Source organism: Streptomyces sp. NBC_00376 (genome assembly GCF_036077095.1).
GTDB lineage: Bacteria > Actinomycetota > Actinomycetes > Streptomycetales > Streptomycetaceae > Streptomyces.
This window is the reverse complement of sequence record NZ_CP107960.1, coordinates 6,002,125-6,016,788: the sequence shown is the minus strand read 5'-3', so window position 1 is coordinate 6,016,788 and position 14,664 is coordinate 6,002,125. Positions and strand designations below refer to the sequence as shown.

Genomic DNA, 14,664 nt, shown 5'->3' with positions numbered 1-14,664 from the left:
CTTCCGGCACACCCCGGAGACATCGGGTACGGCCCCCACGTTGTCCGCGCGGGCAGCCAGCAGGCAGGATGACGGGCATGACGCACGCGATGGTGAAAGGTTCGAACGTCCCTCTGGACGCCATGGCCGTACGGGCCGTGCTGTGCTGGACCCCGGGCACCGGAGTTCCCGATGTGGACGCCTCGGCCCTGCTGCTCGGAGCCGGTGGCCGCGTGCGCTCGGACGAGGACTTCGTCTTCTACAACCAGCCCCGCCACCCCTCCGGCCTGGTACGACGGCTGCCGAAGCGCAGCCTCCCCGAGGGACTCACGGACACCATCGAGGCCGATCTGGGCGGGCTGGACGCCTCGGTCGAGCAGGTGGTCGTCGCCGCGTCCTCCGACGGCGCCGCATTCGCTCAGGTGAGCGATCTGCGCATCCTGCTGTACGACTCGGCGTCGGCCGGCGGGGAGCCGCTCGCGGTCTTCGACGTGCGGCCGGAGACCGGCGAGGAGACGGCGATCATCTGCGGCGAGCTCTACCGGCGCGGCGATGGCTGGAAATTCCGGGCCGTGGGGCAGGGCTATCCGACCGGTCTGGTCGGTCTGGCGACCGCCTTCGGCATCTCGGTCGACGAGACGGCGGCCGAACCGGCTCCGTCGCCCGGACCGTCGCACGCGGCGGCCCCCTCTCCCGCGCCGCTGACAGCGCCCGGGTTCCCGCCCGCGCCGCAGTTCCCTCCGGCGGTGCCCGACCCCGACGCACAGGCCACGGTCCAGCACCAGCAGCCCGCGTACGGCTATCCGCAGCCCGCGGCGGCCCAGCCCGCGTACGGGTACCCGCAGCCCGCCGCCGCCCGGCCGGCCCACGGCTATCCGCAGCCGGCCGCAGCCGCGGCACCCGCCCCGGACCCGAATTTCGTGCTGCCCCCGCAGGGACCGCAGTTCGTACGGTCCTGAGGCGGAAGCGAAACAGGGGAAGAGAAACAGGAGGAGAAGGAGAAAGGGGGAGGCGGAAGCCGGGGCCGGTCCGCTCAGGTCCGGGACTTGTAGCCGCGTCCCCACTGCATGCCGAAGCCGTACAGCCGGTCCAGCTCCGACTGGAATCCGTAGACGAACCTCACCTCGCGCCGCACGATCAGCTCGTCCTTTATGTTCTCCATCGTGAACACGGCGCAGGAGCGGGCTTCGGGGGCGTGCTCGTCGAGCTCGATCTCGATCCGCGGGCCGTTGCCCGGGTAGAGCGTCACCTTGGCGTGCGTACGGTCGAAGGCCGGCGTCTGGTCGTAGATGTAGACGAAGAACAGCAGCCGTTTGATCTGGTCGCGCTGGTCGAGATTGACGTAGACGGTCTCGCCCGACGGCGCCCCGAAGCGGTCGTCCCCGCTGAGCCGGATGTACGGCGGCCCGTTCAGATCGCCCATGAGGTTGCCCAGCGGCTGGACCACACCCTTGGTGCCGTCCTTCAGCTCGTACATGCAGCCCAGGTCCAGGTCGACGTTGACCATGCCCTGGGTGTGCGCCTGGACCACATCGGGCTGGAAGAGCTTCATCGGCCGCAGCAGTCGGCCGCTCTGCCGTGACCGGCCCATGATGTCCGACGTACGCATCTGCCAGGAGAGGTTGACCCGCAGATTGCCGGTCAGCGCCCCCTGTTTGGTGAGCGAGACCGTGGCGTGCCGCCGGGACAGCACGATGGAGCTGGTCGCCGCGCTCCCCGACTCGAACTGTGCCTCCCGCCGCGGCCACAGGCCGTCCCAGAACGCCATCCCCAACCCCCATGCATCTCGGTAGAAAAGTGCCCCGGTCCCACGGCCGTCCCGCGCCCAGGGCGGGACCACATCACTGCGGGGCGGCCGTGGGGCCGGGTCCGGATGTCTCCGGAGAACCGTTGCCTCACGGACCGCCCCGCTTGAGAGCGTTCCTCAATCCCTACCGGGTCACACCCCGGACGGGACTTCCGCCTTGGAACCCTCGCCGTCGCCGCCTTCGGCCTCCAGCGCCTTGTTGCGCCGGACCGAGGACCAGAAGGACCAGGCGATCAGCACGACGCCGGTCAGGCCGGTGATGAGCTCGTTGATCTGGTACTGGATGGTGACGAGCAGGAGCACGGCCAGCGCGCCGATGGCGTAGTGGGCGCCGTGCTCCAGGTAGACGTAGTCGTCGAGCGTGCCCTGACGGACCAGGTAGACCGTGAGCGAACGGACGTACATGGCGCCGATACCGAGGCCGAGGGCCATCAGCACGATCTCGTTGGTGACGGCGAAGGCGCCGATGACACCGTCGAACGAGAAGGACGCGTCGAGCACTTCCAGGTAGAGGAACATGAAGAACGCGGCCTTGCCGGCGAGCACGACGGAGGAGACCTTCTTGCCGCTCCGCTTGGCCTCTTCCTCGGCCTCGTGCTCGCGCTCTTCCTCCTCCTCCAGCTTGTTCTCGAAGAAGCCGGAGAGACCGCCGACGATGAGGTACGTGATCAGACCGGCGATACCGGCGAGCAGGACCGTCTCCGCCTTGTCCGCGTGACCGCCGCCGTGCTGGTGCGCGTTGGTCGCGACGGTCATGGAGGCGACCAGCAGCACGATCAGCGCGATGCAGACCGACAGCATGTCGACCTTGCCGAGCTTGGCGAGCGGACGCTCGATCCAGCGCAGCCACTGGATGTCACGGTCCTCGAAAATGAAGTCGAGGAAGATCATCAGCAGGAACATGCCACCGAACGCGGCGATCGCCGGGTGGGCGTCGGTGACGAGTTCCTGGTAGCGCTCGGGCTGGTTGAAGGAAAGGTCGATCGCCTCGATCGGACCCATCTTGGCGGTGATGGCCACGATCACGACGGGGAACACCAGCCGCATACCGAAGACCGCGATGAGCACACCGACCGTCAGGAAGATCTTCTGCCAGAAGGCATTCATCTTCTTCAGGATTCCGGCGTTGACCACCGCATTGTCGAAGGACAGCGAGATCTCCAGGACGGAAAGAATCGCGACGACCCCGAAGGCTTCCCACCCCCCGTAGATCCAAGCTGCGACAAGGCCGAGCGCGGTAACCGCGAACGACCAGCCGAAGGTTTTCAGAAGCACTGGCTACCCCATCGTGTTATGTAACGGGTCTCCCCTGAGATGTACGGGGCTCCCCCGCGCCGTGCGCGGCTTTACGAAACGTTGACCCCGAAGTCTAGAGCGATGCCGCGAAGTCCGGACGCGTACCCCTGTCCCACTGCGCGGAACTTCCACTCGCCGTTGTACCTGTAGAGCTCGCCGAAGATCATCGCGGTTTCCGTCGAGGCGTCCTCGCTGAGGTCGTAACGCGCGAGTTCCTGACCGTCCGCCTGATTCACCACGCGGATGAACGCATTGCTGACCTGGCCGAAGGTCTGGCCCCTGTTGTCGGCCTCATGGATCGAGACCGGAAAGACGATCTTGTCGCAGTGCGCCGGTACCTGGGTGAGATTCACGATGACCGATTCGTCGTCGCCCTCGCCCTCACCCGTGAGGTTGTCACCGGTGTGCTCCACGGAGCCGTCGGGGCTCGTGAGGTTGTTGTAGAACACGAACCATTCGTCGCCGAGCACCCGGCCCGACTGGCACAGCAGCGCGCTGGCGTCGAGGTCGAAGTCGGCGCCCGTGGTGGATCGTGCGTCCCAGCCGAGCCCGACCAGCACCTGGGTGAGGTTGGGTGCGGCCTTGGAGAGGGAGACATTGCCTCCCTTGGCGAGCGTGACGCCCATGGTGTGTGTCCTCCCCGAGTCGATGAACCGTCTGCCGGGCCCGTCGGGCCGTCCGGGCCCCCCGAGCCGTCTGTCGAGCGCGTCCGGCGCCGCACGAGGGTGCGGCGCCGGACGGGGTACTGCTTGGGCGTGACCCGGGCCGTGCCTGGGCGGCACGGCCCGGTCGCGCCTTCTCAGACGTTGACGCCGAAGTCCTGCGCGATGCCGCGCAGCCCCGAGGCGTACCCCTGACCGATGGCACGGAACTTCCACTCCGCCCCGTTGCGGTACAGCTCGCCGAAGACCATGGCGGTTTCCGTCGAGGCGTCCTCGCTCAGGTCGTAACGGGCCAGCTCGCTGTTGTCGGCCTGGTTGACCACGCGGATGTACGCGTTGCGCACCTGGCCGAAGCTCTGCTGCCGGGTCTCGGCCTCGTAGATCGAGACCGGGAAGACGATCTTGTCGACATCGGCCGGGACACCGGCCAGGTTCACCTTGATGACCTCGTCGTCGCCCTCGCCCTCACCGGTGAGGTTGTCACCGGTGTGCTCGACGGAACCGTCGGGGCTCTTGAGGTTGTTGAAGAAGACGAAATTCCCGTCGCTGCCGACCTTGCCCTCGGCGTTCGTCAGCAGGGCGCTGGCGTCGAGGTCGAAGTCACCACCGGTGGTGGTGCGAGCGTCCCAGCCGAGACCGACGACGACCGCCGTCAGGTTGGGCGCGGCCTTGGTCAGCGAGACGTTGCCGCCCTTGCTGAGGCTGACTCCCACGAGTCCTCCCATTGGTTTCCTTGGGGGCCGGCAGGCGCCGGCGCCTCCACTTGCGTTGGCATCCGATCAACGACTGGATCCTAGTGACCGGTTCCCGACGAAGCAGGGCTTTTCACCGGGTCGCATGCGGATCCGTCGATGCCGGATCAGAGCGTGCCGAGCGCCTTGACGTAGTCGTTGAGGTCGCGGGCGTCGGGCAGACCGTTGACGACGGTCCAGCGCACCACGCCCTCCTTGTCGATGATGAAGGTGCCGCGCACCGCGCAGCCCTTCTCCTCATCGAAGACGCCGTAGGCCCGCGAGGTCTCGCCGTGCGGCCAGAAGTCCGAGACCAGCGGGTATTCGAGGCCCTCCTGCTCGGCGAAGACGCGCAGGGTGTGGATGGAATCGTTGGACACGGCGAGCAGCTGCGTGTCGTCGTTCTCGAACTTCGGCAGCTCGTCGCGGAGCGCGCAGAGCTCACCCGTGCAGACGCCCGTGAAGGCGAACGGGTAGAACAGCAGCACCACGTTCTTCTCGCCGCGGAAGTCGGAGAGCTTCACGGTCCGGCCGTGGTTGTCCTTCAGCTCGAAATCCGGGGCCTTGGTGCCGACCTCGATCGCCATGAGAAGCGTCCCTTCGCTACGTACACCGGGCTGGGCTGTCCGGGTGCTCCCACCCTACGCAGAGCCCGCAGCGGGCCACGCAGCGCCCGCGCGGGGCACAAGCCGACCCCCGCCGCACGGGGCGACACCGGTCCCGGCCGCCCGGGGCCCGGGCCGCACGGCCCCGGTCGTACGAGATCCGCGCCGCACGGGCCCCGGTCGCACGAAGACCCCCGGCGGCTCGGTGCCGTCGGGGGCCTTCAGGGCGAATGCGGGGCGAGCGTGGTTCAGCGCTTGGCCTTGGCCGCCTTCGGCGTGACCAGGCGGCTGCCCGTCCAGTCCTTGCCGGCGCTGATGCTCTTGGTCTGGGAGAGACCGGCCGTCTGTGCGGCCTCGTTGATGTCGCTCGGTTCGACGTACCCATCACGGCCGGTCTTCGGCGTCATCAGCCAGACCGTACCGCCGTCCTCGATCAGACCAATGGCATCCACCAGCGCGTCCGTAAGGTCGCCGTCCTCGTCGCGGAACCACAGCAGGACGACGTCCGCGACGTCGTCGTAGTCCTCATCGACGAGATCCTGGCCGATTGTGGCTTCAATGCCCTCACGGAGCTCCAGCTCGACGTCGTCGTCGTAGCCGATCTCCTGGACCACCTGTCCGGGCTCGAACCCCAGGCGTGCTGCCGGGTTGGTCCGCTCCTCCGCGTGGTCCGCGGTCGCGCTCACGGGTTGCCTCCTGATCATGTTTCGGAAAATGCTTGAGCCACGCGCGTGCGCGGGGCGTTGGCCGTAGTCCACACGGGAGCGGCGGATCGCGCAAGTACCCGGCGTGCGAGACCGCCTAAACGGTGACGTTCCCTGCCACGTCGCCGCACTATCGGCAGATCCCCTCCGGGGGCCCGGCGCTACCGTCCACACCCTTTACGTCCTTCCACAGCTTATGCCGTTTCCATCCACCATTCGGAGTCGAACATCCTTTGGGAACGCTTGGACGGGTTGGGCGTATGGTTGCGGTTTAGCCTGACCCATCCCCGCGCTCCGGCCGCGCTGTCTCGCAACACAGCGGTTACCCCTCGGTAGAGATGACGTTTGCGCCCTCGCGGTACACGATGGTGTTGGCGTACTTGCATACATCCCGGGGGCATGTTCTCCCTCAATCAGGCCCCGTAGAGCACCACCGAACAGCGAAGGAACAGCGTGGCTTCCGGATCCGATCGCAACCCGATCATCATTGGCGGCCTGCCGAGCCAGGTCCCGGACTTCGATCCCGAAGAGACCCAGGAATGGCTCGACTCGCTCGATGCCGCGGTCGACGAGCGAGGCCGTGAGCGGGCCCGTTACCTGATGCTCCGACTCATCGAGCGTGCGCGCGAGAAGCGCGTCGCCGTGCCGGAGATGCGCAGCACGGACTATGTGAACACGATCGCCACGAAGGACGAGCCGTTCTTCCCCGGCGACGAGGAGATCGAGCGCAAGGTCCTCAACGCGACCCGCTGGAACGCGGCCGTGATGGTGTCGCGCGCCCAGCGTCCGGGGATCGGCGTCGGCGGCCACATCGCCACCTTCGCCTCCTCGGCCTCGCTGTACGACGTGGGCTTCAACCACTTCTTCCGGGGCAAGGACGACGGTCTGGGAGGCGACCAGATCTTCTTCCAGGGGCACGCGTCCCCGGGCATCTACGCCCGCGCCTACCTGCTCGACCGGCTGAGCGAGGCCCAGCTCGACGCCTTCCGCCAGGAGAAGTCGAAGGCGCCCAACGGCCTGTCCAGCTACCCGCACCCGCGGCTGATGCCGGACTTCTGGGAGTTCCCGACCGTCTCGATGGGCCTCGGCCCGCTCGGCGCGATCTACCAGGCCCGGATGAACCGCTACATGGAGGCGCGCGGCATCGCCGACACCTCCAAGTCCCATGTCTGGGCGTACCTGGGCGACGGCGAGATGGACGAGCCCGAGTCGCTCGGCCAGCTCTCCATCGCCGCCCGCGAGGGCCTGGACAACCTCACCTTCGTGGTCAACTGCAACCTGCAGCGGCTCGACGGCCCGGTGCGCGGCAACGGCAAGATCATCCAGGAGTTGGAGTCGCAGTTCCGGGGCGCCGGATGGAACGTCATCAAGCTGGTCTGGGACCGCTCCTGGGACCCGCTGCTCGCGCAGGACCGCACGGGCATCCTGGTCAACAAGCTGAACACCACGCCGGACGGCCAGTTCCAGACGTACGCCACCGAGTCGGGCGCGTACATCCGTGAGCACTTCTTCGGGGACGACCCGCGGCTGCGCGACATGGTCAAGGACATGACCGACGACCAGATCCTGCACCTGGGCCGCGGCGGTCACGACCACAAGAAGGTCTATGCGGCCTACGCGGCGGCCAAGGCCCACAAGGGCCAGCCGACGGTGATCCTGGCGCAGACGGTCAAGGGCTGGACCCTGGGGCCGAACTTCGAGGGACGCAACGCGACCCACCAGATGAAGAAGCTCACGGTCGAGGACCTCAAGCGGTTCCGTGACCGGCTGCACATCCCGATCACGGACAAGCAGCTGGAGGACGGCCTGCCGCCGTACTACCACCCGGGCCGTGACTCGGAGGAGATCCAGTACATGCACGACCGCCGCAAGGGTCTGGGCGGTTACGTCCCGACCCGGGTGGTGCGTGCGAAGCCGCTGGTCCTGCCCGAGGACAAGACGTACGCGACCGCGAAGAAGGGTTCGGGTCAGCAGTCGATCGCCACCACCATGGCGTTCGTCCGCATCCTGAAGGACCTCATGCGGGACAAGGAGATCGGCAAGCGTTTCGTGCTGATCGCGCCCGACGAGTACCGCACCTTCGGTATGGACGCCTTCTTCCCGAGCGCGAAGATCTACAACCCGCTGGGCCAGCAGTACGAGGCGGTGGACCGCGATCTGCTGCTCGCGTACAAGGAGTCGCCGACCGGTCAGATGCTGCACGACGGCATCTCGGAGGCCGGCTGCACGGCCTCACTGATCGCCGCCGGTTCGGCGTACGCCACGCACGGCGAGCCGCTGATCCCGGTGTACGTCTTCTACTCGATGTTCGGTTTCCAGCGCACCGGTGACCAGTTCTGGCAGATGGCCGACCAGCTCGCGCGCGGCTTCGTGCTGGGTGCGACCGCCGGCCGTACGACGCTGACCGGTGAGGGTCTCCAGCACGCGGACGGCCACTCGCAGCTGCTCGCCTCCACCAACCCGGGCTGTGTCGCGTACGACCCGGCGTTCGGGTACGAGATCGCGCACATCGTCAAGGACGGTCTGCGGCGGATGTACGGCGGGACCCCCGAGGAGAACGAGGACGTCTTCTACTACCTCACCGTCTACAACGAGCCGATCCAGCACCCGGCCGAGCCGGAGAACGTGGACGTCGAGGGCATCCTCAAGGGCGTCTACCGCTTCAAGGCCGCCGACCGGGGCGAGATCCCGGCCCAGATCCTGGCGTCCGGTGTGGCGGTGCCGTGGGCGGTCGAGGCGCAGCGGATCCTCGCCGACGAGTGGAACGTCCGGGCGGACGTCTGGTCGACGACCTCCTGGAACGAGCTGCGCCGCGAGGCAGTGGATGTGGAGCGGTACAACCTCCTGCACCCTGAGGAGGAGCAGCGCGTCCCGTACGTCACGCGGAAGCTCTCCGGTTCCGAGGGTCCGTTCGTGGCGGTCTCGGACTGGATGCGTTCGGTGCCGGACCAGATCGCGCGCTGGGTGCCCGGTGCGTACCAGTCGCTGGGTGCGGACGGCTTCGGCTTCGCCGACACCCGTGGCGCGGCCCGCCGGTTCTTCCACATCGACGCGCAGTCGATCGTCCTCGCGGTGCTCACCGAGCTCGCGAAGGAGAACCGGATCGACCGTTCGCTGCTGAAGCAGGCCATCGACCGGTACGAGCTGCTCGATGTGACCGCGGCCGACCCGGGCGCGGCCGGCGGCGACGCGTAGGCACGACCGGACAGATCCGAAGGGCGGCGGGGCCGGGTGGCCCCGCCGCCCTTCGGCGTTTCGCGGCCGGGTCCTCCACGCTCCGGCCCGCGGTCAGTTCTCCCAGATCTTGAAGGCCCTGACCTGGTACGGGGACCGGGGCACCCAGGTGCCGCCGCCCGGGTAGGTCTCGAACTCGCCGGTCTCGGCGCATTCCGCCGACTGGTACGTGGTGACGGGGCGGCCGGTGCGGTTGGCGAGCGCCTGGACCCTGCTGCCCTTCGGCAGCGGGACGCAGCTCTCGATGTCGGTCGTGGACAGCTCGTGGGTCCGGCGGGTGCCGGTGAACTCCGGCTCGTCCCAGAGGCAGAGCTGACCGGCGGCGCAGGACCCGAGCGCGACGGGCGCGGAGTGGGCGCCGGTCTGCGGGATCAGGGCGGTGGCGGCCAGGGAAGCGGCGGCCAGGGTGGTGGCAAGACGAACGGTCGTACGCATGGAAATCATCCCCCGTGGTGGTGCGAATCGGTCGTGCGGATCAGATGTCGGATCAGTGGTTGTGCATCAGTGGTGCGGACCTGATGCGCGGAACAGATGCACGGATCAGATCTGCGGATCGGTTGCATGCACCCTGACCTGCGCGGAAGCGCCCGGGGAAGGGGGTGCGGGGGCACACCACCCTGATAGGCGACAGCCCCGCCGGAAGGGTCCGGCGGGGCTGTCGTTCGCACTGTGTTGACGCGTGGGCGCGGACCCGCGGCGGCGTCGTGACGTCCGGTCAGATGTGACCGACGCCCGCGCCCGCCTCGGCGTTCGCACCGCGCTTGGTGAGCGTGGCGACCAGCGCGGCGACCACCGCGACGATGCCGGCGACCATGAACGCCGTGCTCATCCCTGACACGAAGGTGTCATGGGCGACGCCCGCGATCTTCCCTGCGATCTCCGGCGGAACCTTCCCGTCCACCGGCGGGATGCCGACCTCGACGGCCGAGGACGCCTTGTCCAGCTGCTCCGGGCTCAGCGGCGGGAGCTGGGCCGCCTTCCAGTTGTCGGCCAGCTTGGAGTCGACCTGGGAGGCCATGACGGCGCCGAGCACCGCCGTACCGAGGCTGCCGCCGACCTGCATGGCGGCCTGCTGGAGGCCGCCCGCGACGCCGGAGAGCTCCATCGGGGCGTTGCCGACGATGACCTCGGTGGCGCCGACCATCACCGGGGCGAGGCCGAGGCCGAGCAGACCGAACCAGATCGACATGGTCAGGGTGCCGGTGCCGATCTCCAGCTGGGACATGCCGAACATGGCGACCGCCGTGCACACCATGCCGCCGACCAGCGGGACCCGCGGGCCGAACTTGGTGATCATGGCGCCGGCGAGCGGCGAGGCGACGATCATCATGCCGGTCAGCGGCAGCAGGTGCAGGCCGCTGTCGACCGGGCTCAGACCGTGCACGTTCTGGAGGTAGAAGGTGACGAAGAACAGCCCGCCCATGAACGCGAAGGCCATCAGCACCATCAGGACCGCGCCCGCGGACAGCGGCACGGACTTGAACATGGCGAGCGGGATCAGCGGTTCCCTGACGTTCTTCTGGGAGAGCGCGAAGACCACGAACAGGGCCACGGCGGCGCCCAGGAAGCCGAGCGTCTTGTAGTCGCCCCAGCCCCACTCGGAGCCCTTGATGAGCGCCCAGATCAGGCAGAACATCGCCTGCGACAGCAGCACGATGCCGCCGATGTCGAAGGAGCGCGGCGCGTTCTGGGCGCGGTGGTCCTTGAGGATCACCAGGCCCAGCACCAGCGCGAGCACCCCGACCGGCACATTGATGAAGAAGACGGACTGCCAGTTGACGTGCTCGACGAGCACGCCGCCGAGGATCGGGCCACCGGCGGTCGAGGCGCCGATCACCATGCCCCAGATGCCGATCGCCATGTTCAGCTTCTCGGCCGGGAAGGTGGCGCGCAGCAGGCCCAGCGCGGCGGGCATCAGCAGGGCGCCGAAGAGGCCCTGGAGCACCCGGAACACGATCACCAGGGCGACGCTGTCGGAGAGGCCGATGGCCCCGGATGCCGCGGCGAAGCCCACGACACCGATGAGGAAGGTCTGGCGGTGACCGAACCGGTCACCGAGTTTGCCCGCGGTGATCAGGGAGACCGCGAGGGCGAGCATGTAGCCGTTGGTGATCCACTGGACGTCTGCGAGCGAGGCGTTCAGGTCCTGCTGGATGGCGGGGTTGGCGATCGCGACGATCGTGCCGTCGAGCGCGACCATCATCACGCCGATGGCCACGGAGAAGAGCGTCAGCCAAGGGTGGCCGCGCAGCCCCTTGGCGGGTGCGGGAGCGGCGGTTTCCTGCGGCTCCCGCGACGCCTTGTCGACGGTGGTCTGACTAGTCATGCCGGGGACATTAGTGTCAGTCTCTGACAGTTGACAAACCATTTCACAAGTCGGTAACTGTCACGTAGCTCACAGGTACGCTGAGCTGGACAAAGCAGGAGAAAGAAGGCCAGTTAAGTGACCGATGGGCAGCGGGCCACGCATCCGACCGGGCTGCGCGAACGGAAGAAGCGACGCACCCGGGACGCCCTGCTGCACGCCGCCCTCGACCTCTTCACCACGCAGGGCTACGACGAGACCACCGTCGACGAGATCGTCGAGGCCGTGGAGGTCTCCCAGCGCACCTTCTTCCGCTACTTCGCCAGCAAGGAGGAGGCCGCCTTCGCCATCCAGGAGATGGTGGAGTCGCGCTTCCTCGCGGAGCTGCGCCGGCGCCCCGCCACCGAGGCCCCGTTCGCGGCGCTGCGCAGCGCGGTCCTCTGCGCCTGGAACAGCATCGGCGAGACGATCGAGGAGATCGTCACGGTCGAACTCCACATGCGCACGTACCGGATGATCGAGTCGACACCCTCGCTGCTCGCCGCCCATCTGCGCCGGTGCACGGTGATGGAGAACCAGATCGCGCTGCTGATCGCGGAGCGCGAGGGGCTCGATGTGGACGAGGACCCGCGGCCGAGGGTCGCCGTGGCCGCGTTCTGCGGGGTGATGCGGGTGACCGGTCAGCTCTGGGGGCGTGGCCGGGACGCCGGCGTGGATTCGCTGCGCGCGCTGACCGAGGCGTACCTGGACCAGCTCGGACCGGCCCTGGCCGGCGGCTGGCGGGCGGACACCCGCCCGGCGTGACGGCGGGAACCCCCGCACGACGGTCTCGGCCCCATGTGCCGCACGCCTCACTCCCATGGCATGACCGACTTCACAACAGCCGCGCCCCGACGGCCAGATGTGATCTCCGGGAGGCGCTCCGCGCGCCTGAGCGTGCGGGTGACAACCACACAGCGTGAAAAGCGAGCCGTCGGATTCCCCGCAGCGGAGTGATGTGTGTCACCCTCTTCACGGCTGTGGTCGCGCGTCTCCTAATGTGGGCCGAAGTGACTTCCTTCGACTCCTCCCCCACGCTCACCGCATGGCGCGCGCTGCTCGCCGTCGCGGTCGTGTTCGTGATGCTGGCGACCACTGGCTGGACTGCCGTACGTCACCAACGCTCCGACGAGCCACGCACCGTCGCACTCGCCGCCTGGGCGCGGGGACAGGTGGCGGGTCATGCGCTGCCGGACGCCGACGCGCCGCCGTACCGGCTGGCCCATTTCTTCGCCGCGCTCACGGCCGCGCAGCGCACCGCGCTGGCCGACAAGTACCCCTTGGTCGTGGGAAATCTGAACGGCGCTCCGGTGACCCTGCGCTACCGCGCCAATCGGCTGGCCGTGGCGCAGGCGCGGAAGGTCGAGCGGCAGCGCATGCACGATGTGCGGCTCTCCCCCGACGGCCGCGCCGAGGCGGTGCGCCGGATGCAGCGCTTCGATTCGATGCTCGCCCGCGGCCGCCACTTCCTCGCCTTCGACCCGTCCGGCAAGGGCCGTGCCGCGGAGGTGTTCGGCAGTCTCGACCGGGCCGAACGGATCTCCGTGGTCGTCCCCGGCGTCGACACCAACCTGCTGACACTGGAGCGGACCGGGGCCAAGGTGAACGCCGCCCCGGTCGGCATGGCGAAGTCGCTGTACGCGGCGGAGCGCGCCGCCCGCCCCAGTACCCGTACCGCGGTCATCGCCTGGGCCGACTACACCACGCCCGCCGGTATCGGCATGGACGCGGCCCTGGGCAACCTCGCCGAGCGTGGGGCGGTGCGGCTGAACGCGCTGCTGGGCGCGCTGCCCGGCAACGCCCCGGTCTCGTTGTTCTGCCACAGCTACGGCTCGGTGCTGTGCGGGGTCGCCGCACATGAACTGCCCGCCAGGGTCGGCGACATCGCGGTGGCCGGCAGCCCCGGCATGCGGGTGGAGAACGCCGCGCAGCTGCGCACCGGAGCCAGGGTGTGGGCGATGCGCGACCGGGGCGACTGGATCGCGGACGTACCGAACCTGGAGCTCGGCGGCCTGGGCCACGGGGCAGACCCGGTCGAACCCGGCTTCGGCGCGCGGATCGTCTCGGCGGGCGACGCGGTCGGGCACAGCGGCTATTTCGAGCCGGGAACCGAGAGCCTCGGCAACTTCGCCGCCATCGGCGTGGGCGCCTACGACTCGGTGAGCTGCGCGGCCGCCGACAGCACCTGCCACGGAACCATCACCGGTAGCCGAGCCGTCTGACAACCGCAAGGCCTCGGTGCGCCATCGATCGCGGCCTGCGCCGAGGGGGGACGGGTGGGGCAAGTGCCGCATACGATGAGGCACATGGGTGATGTGCTGGCCGGAATTCATGCCACCTGGGAGTTCGACACCGACTCCGTGCTCATCCGCTTCGAACGGGGGATCCGCACGCCGAAGCTCTTCCAGAGCCTGCGTGAACGCCGCGTCCCGCACGCGGCGCTGTCGTCGGTGACGCTCACCCCGGGCAAGCGGGGCACGGTGGTCCTGCGTGCCGTGCCGAGACACGGTGCCGACCCGCTGGTCGAGGCCGCGGCCGGGCAGCTGAAGGACGGCTGCGATCCATACCGGCTGGTGCTGCCCGCCGAGCGCGAGACGCTGGCCGAGTACTACGCGGACGAACTGCGCGCCCGGCTCGGCCCCGACGCGGCGGAGCCCGCCGACCGGTTCCTGGTCGCGGCGCCCGAGGCGCCGATGCAGTTCAAGGCGTACGACGGCCGGGCCGGCTTCGACGGGCACCGGGTCTCCTTCCGCTGGTTCTGGACGGGTGCCTCCACGGCGAAGTGGAAGGCCGGCGACCAGACGTTCCCGGTGACGGAGCTGAGCGGTGTCGAGTGGCGCTCCCCGGAGGCGTTCGAGGGCTATCTGCGGCTGGTGCCCAGGGGGCTGGAGCACGCGGTCCCGGGACCGGGCGCGAGCCCCGACCGGAGCTGTGGTCCGGGCCTCGTCACGGATCCGGGTCCGGGCGCGGCACAAGGCCCGCAGCCGATGACGCCCCGCCCCACCAGCGCCGACCAGGATCCGGCCGCGGTGGTCTTCGGCCTCGGCTACGGCCCGGTGCACGAGTCGCTGCCGTTCGCCGCGGCCGTGCTGGAATCGGTGCGCAGGAACCATTCGGCTGCCGTCGCGCCCGCCTCCGTCCTCGCGGGCGCCGGGCGGCGCGACCCCGCGGACATCGCGGAGCGGATCCGGCACCTCGGGGAGCTGCACCGGTCCGGCCTGGTGACGGACGACGAGTTCAGCGCCAAGAAGGCCCAGCTGCTCGCCGAGCTGTGAGACCGGTGGCGGCCGCGGCGGCCGACG

The 14,664-nt window shown here is 68.9% G+C and carries 13 protein-coding genes; 5 read left to right on the top strand and 8 right to left on the bottom strand.

All coding sequences use genetic code 11. From position 1 onward, the window contains the following. Nucleotides 1-77 precede the first annotated feature (77 nt). Nucleotides 78-938, top strand: a complete 861-nt coding sequence (locus tag OG842_RS27035; protein WP_266733273.1) for a TerD family protein — start codon at nt 78-80, stop codon at nt 936-938. 74 nt (nt 939-1,012) lie between these two features. On the opposite strand, the gene OG842_RS27030 is transcribed toward OG842_RS27035, so the two are convergent. The 6 genes from OG842_RS27030 to OG842_RS27005 form a co-directional block, all read right to left on the bottom strand. Then, the gene (locus tag OG842_RS27030) at nt 1,013-1,747 is read right to left on the bottom strand and encodes a TerD family protein (protein ID WP_266733271.1); all 735 of its coding nucleotides are present in this window, start codon (nt 1,745-1,747) and stop codon (nt 1,013-1,015) included. A gap of 171 nt (nt 1,748-1,918) precedes the next feature. Next, on the bottom strand, nt 1,919-3,061 hold the full coding sequence (locus OG842_RS27025; RefSeq protein WP_266733270.1) for a DUF475 domain-containing protein: 1,143 nt from the start codon (nt 3,059-3,061) through the stop codon (nt 1,919-1,921). Nucleotides 3,062-3,132: 71 nt separating this feature from the next. Then, nucleotides 3,133-3,708, bottom strand: coding sequence for a TerD family protein (locus OG842_RS27020; RefSeq protein WP_266733268.1), 576 nt, complete (start codon nt 3,706-3,708; stop codon nt 3,133-3,135). A 173-nt stretch (nt 3,709-3,881) separates the two neighbouring features. Next, nucleotides 3,882-4,457 (bottom strand): TerD family protein, encoded by a 576-nt coding sequence (locus OG842_RS27015; RefSeq protein WP_037696943.1) that lies wholly within the window; start codon nt 4,455-4,457, stop codon nt 3,882-3,884. A gap of 146 nt (nt 4,458-4,603) precedes the next feature. Then, complete coding sequence (locus OG842_RS27010) at nt 4,604-5,062, bottom strand: peroxiredoxin (protein ID WP_266733266.1); 459 nt, start codon at nt 5,060-5,062, stop codon at nt 4,604-4,606. Between the two features lie 266 nt (nt 5,063-5,328). Next, nucleotides 5,329-5,766 carry a DUF3052 domain-containing protein gene (locus tag OG842_RS27005; protein ID WP_266733264.1) on the bottom strand — a complete coding sequence of 146 codons (438 nt, stop codon included), beginning with the start codon at nt 5,764-5,766 and terminating at the stop codon, nt 5,329-5,331. Nucleotides 5,767-6,237: 471 nt separating this feature from the next. On the opposite strand from OG842_RS27005, the gene aceE reads away from it, so the two are divergent. Beyond that, nucleotides 6,238-8,979 (top strand): pyruvate dehydrogenase (acetyl-transferring), homodimeric type, encoded by a 2,742-nt coding sequence (gene aceE / locus OG842_RS27000; RefSeq protein WP_266733262.1) that lies wholly within the window; start codon nt 6,238-6,240, stop codon nt 8,977-8,979. Nucleotides 8,980-9,072: 93 nt separating this feature from the next. Here aceE and OG842_RS26995 read toward each other — a convergent pair whose 3' ends face one another. Next, nucleotides 9,073-9,453, bottom strand: coding sequence for a peptidase inhibitor family I36 protein (locus tag OG842_RS26995; RefSeq protein WP_266733261.1), 381 nt, complete (start codon nt 9,451-9,453; stop codon nt 9,073-9,075). A gap of 280 nt (nt 9,454-9,733) precedes the next feature. Beyond that, the gene (locus OG842_RS26990) at nt 9,734-11,344 is read right to left on the bottom strand and encodes an MFS transporter (RefSeq protein ID WP_266733259.1); all 1,611 of its coding nucleotides are present in this window, start codon (nt 11,342-11,344) and stop codon (nt 9,734-9,736) included. Nucleotides 11,345-11,461: 117 nt separating this feature from the next. Between OG842_RS26990 and OG842_RS26985 the strand changes: the two genes are divergently transcribed. The 3 genes from OG842_RS26985 to OG842_RS26975 all read left to right on the top strand — a co-directional run bounded on the left by OG842_RS26985 (nt 11,462) and on the right by OG842_RS26975 (nt 14,637). Then, a complete protein-coding gene (locus OG842_RS26985; protein ID WP_266733257.1) occupies nt 11,462-12,127 on the top strand; it encodes a TetR family transcriptional regulator in 666 nt (221 codons plus the stop codon). Nucleotides 12,128-12,372: 245 nt separating this feature from the next. Next, nucleotides 12,373-13,584, top strand: coding sequence for an alpha/beta hydrolase (locus OG842_RS26980; protein ID WP_266733255.1), 1,212 nt, complete (start codon nt 12,373-12,375; stop codon nt 13,582-13,584). An 84-nt stretch (nt 13,585-13,668) separates the two neighbouring features. Continuing rightward, complete coding sequence (locus OG842_RS26975; protein ID WP_266733253.1) at nt 13,669-14,637, top strand: DUF4429 domain-containing protein; 969 nt, start codon at nt 13,669-13,671, stop codon at nt 14,635-14,637. Nucleotides 14,638-14,664 lie beyond the last annotated feature (27 nt).

What these genes read in the sequence shown, in the direction of transcription:
- OG842_RS27035 (WP_266733273.1), top strand. Translation starts at nt 78, where the DNA reads ATGACGCACGCGATGGTGAAAGGTTCGAACGTCCCTCTGGACGCCATG.
- OG842_RS27030 (WP_266733271.1), bottom strand. Translation starts at nt 1,747, where the DNA reads ATGGCGTTCTGGGACGGCCTGTGGCCGCGGCGGGAGGCACAGTTCGAG.
- OG842_RS27020 (WP_266733268.1), bottom strand. Translation starts at nt 3,708, where the DNA reads ATGGGCGTCACGCTCGCCAAGGGAGGCAATGTCTCCCTCTCCAAGGCC.
- OG842_RS27010 (WP_266733266.1), bottom strand. Translation starts at nt 5,062, where the DNA reads ATGGCGATCGAGGTCGGCACCAAGGCCCCGGATTTCGAGCTGAAGGAC.
- OG842_RS26995 (WP_266733261.1), bottom strand. Translation starts at nt 9,453, where the DNA reads ATGCGTACGACCGTTCGTCTTGCCACCACCCTGGCCGCCGCTTCCCTG.
- OG842_RS26990 (WP_266733259.1), bottom strand. Translation starts at nt 11,344, where the DNA reads ATGACTAGTCAGACCACCGTCGACAAGGCGTCGCGGGAGCCGCAGGAA.
- OG842_RS26975 (WP_266733253.1), top strand. Translation starts at nt 13,669, where the DNA reads ATGGGTGATGTGCTGGCCGGAATTCATGCCACCTGGGAGTTCGACACC.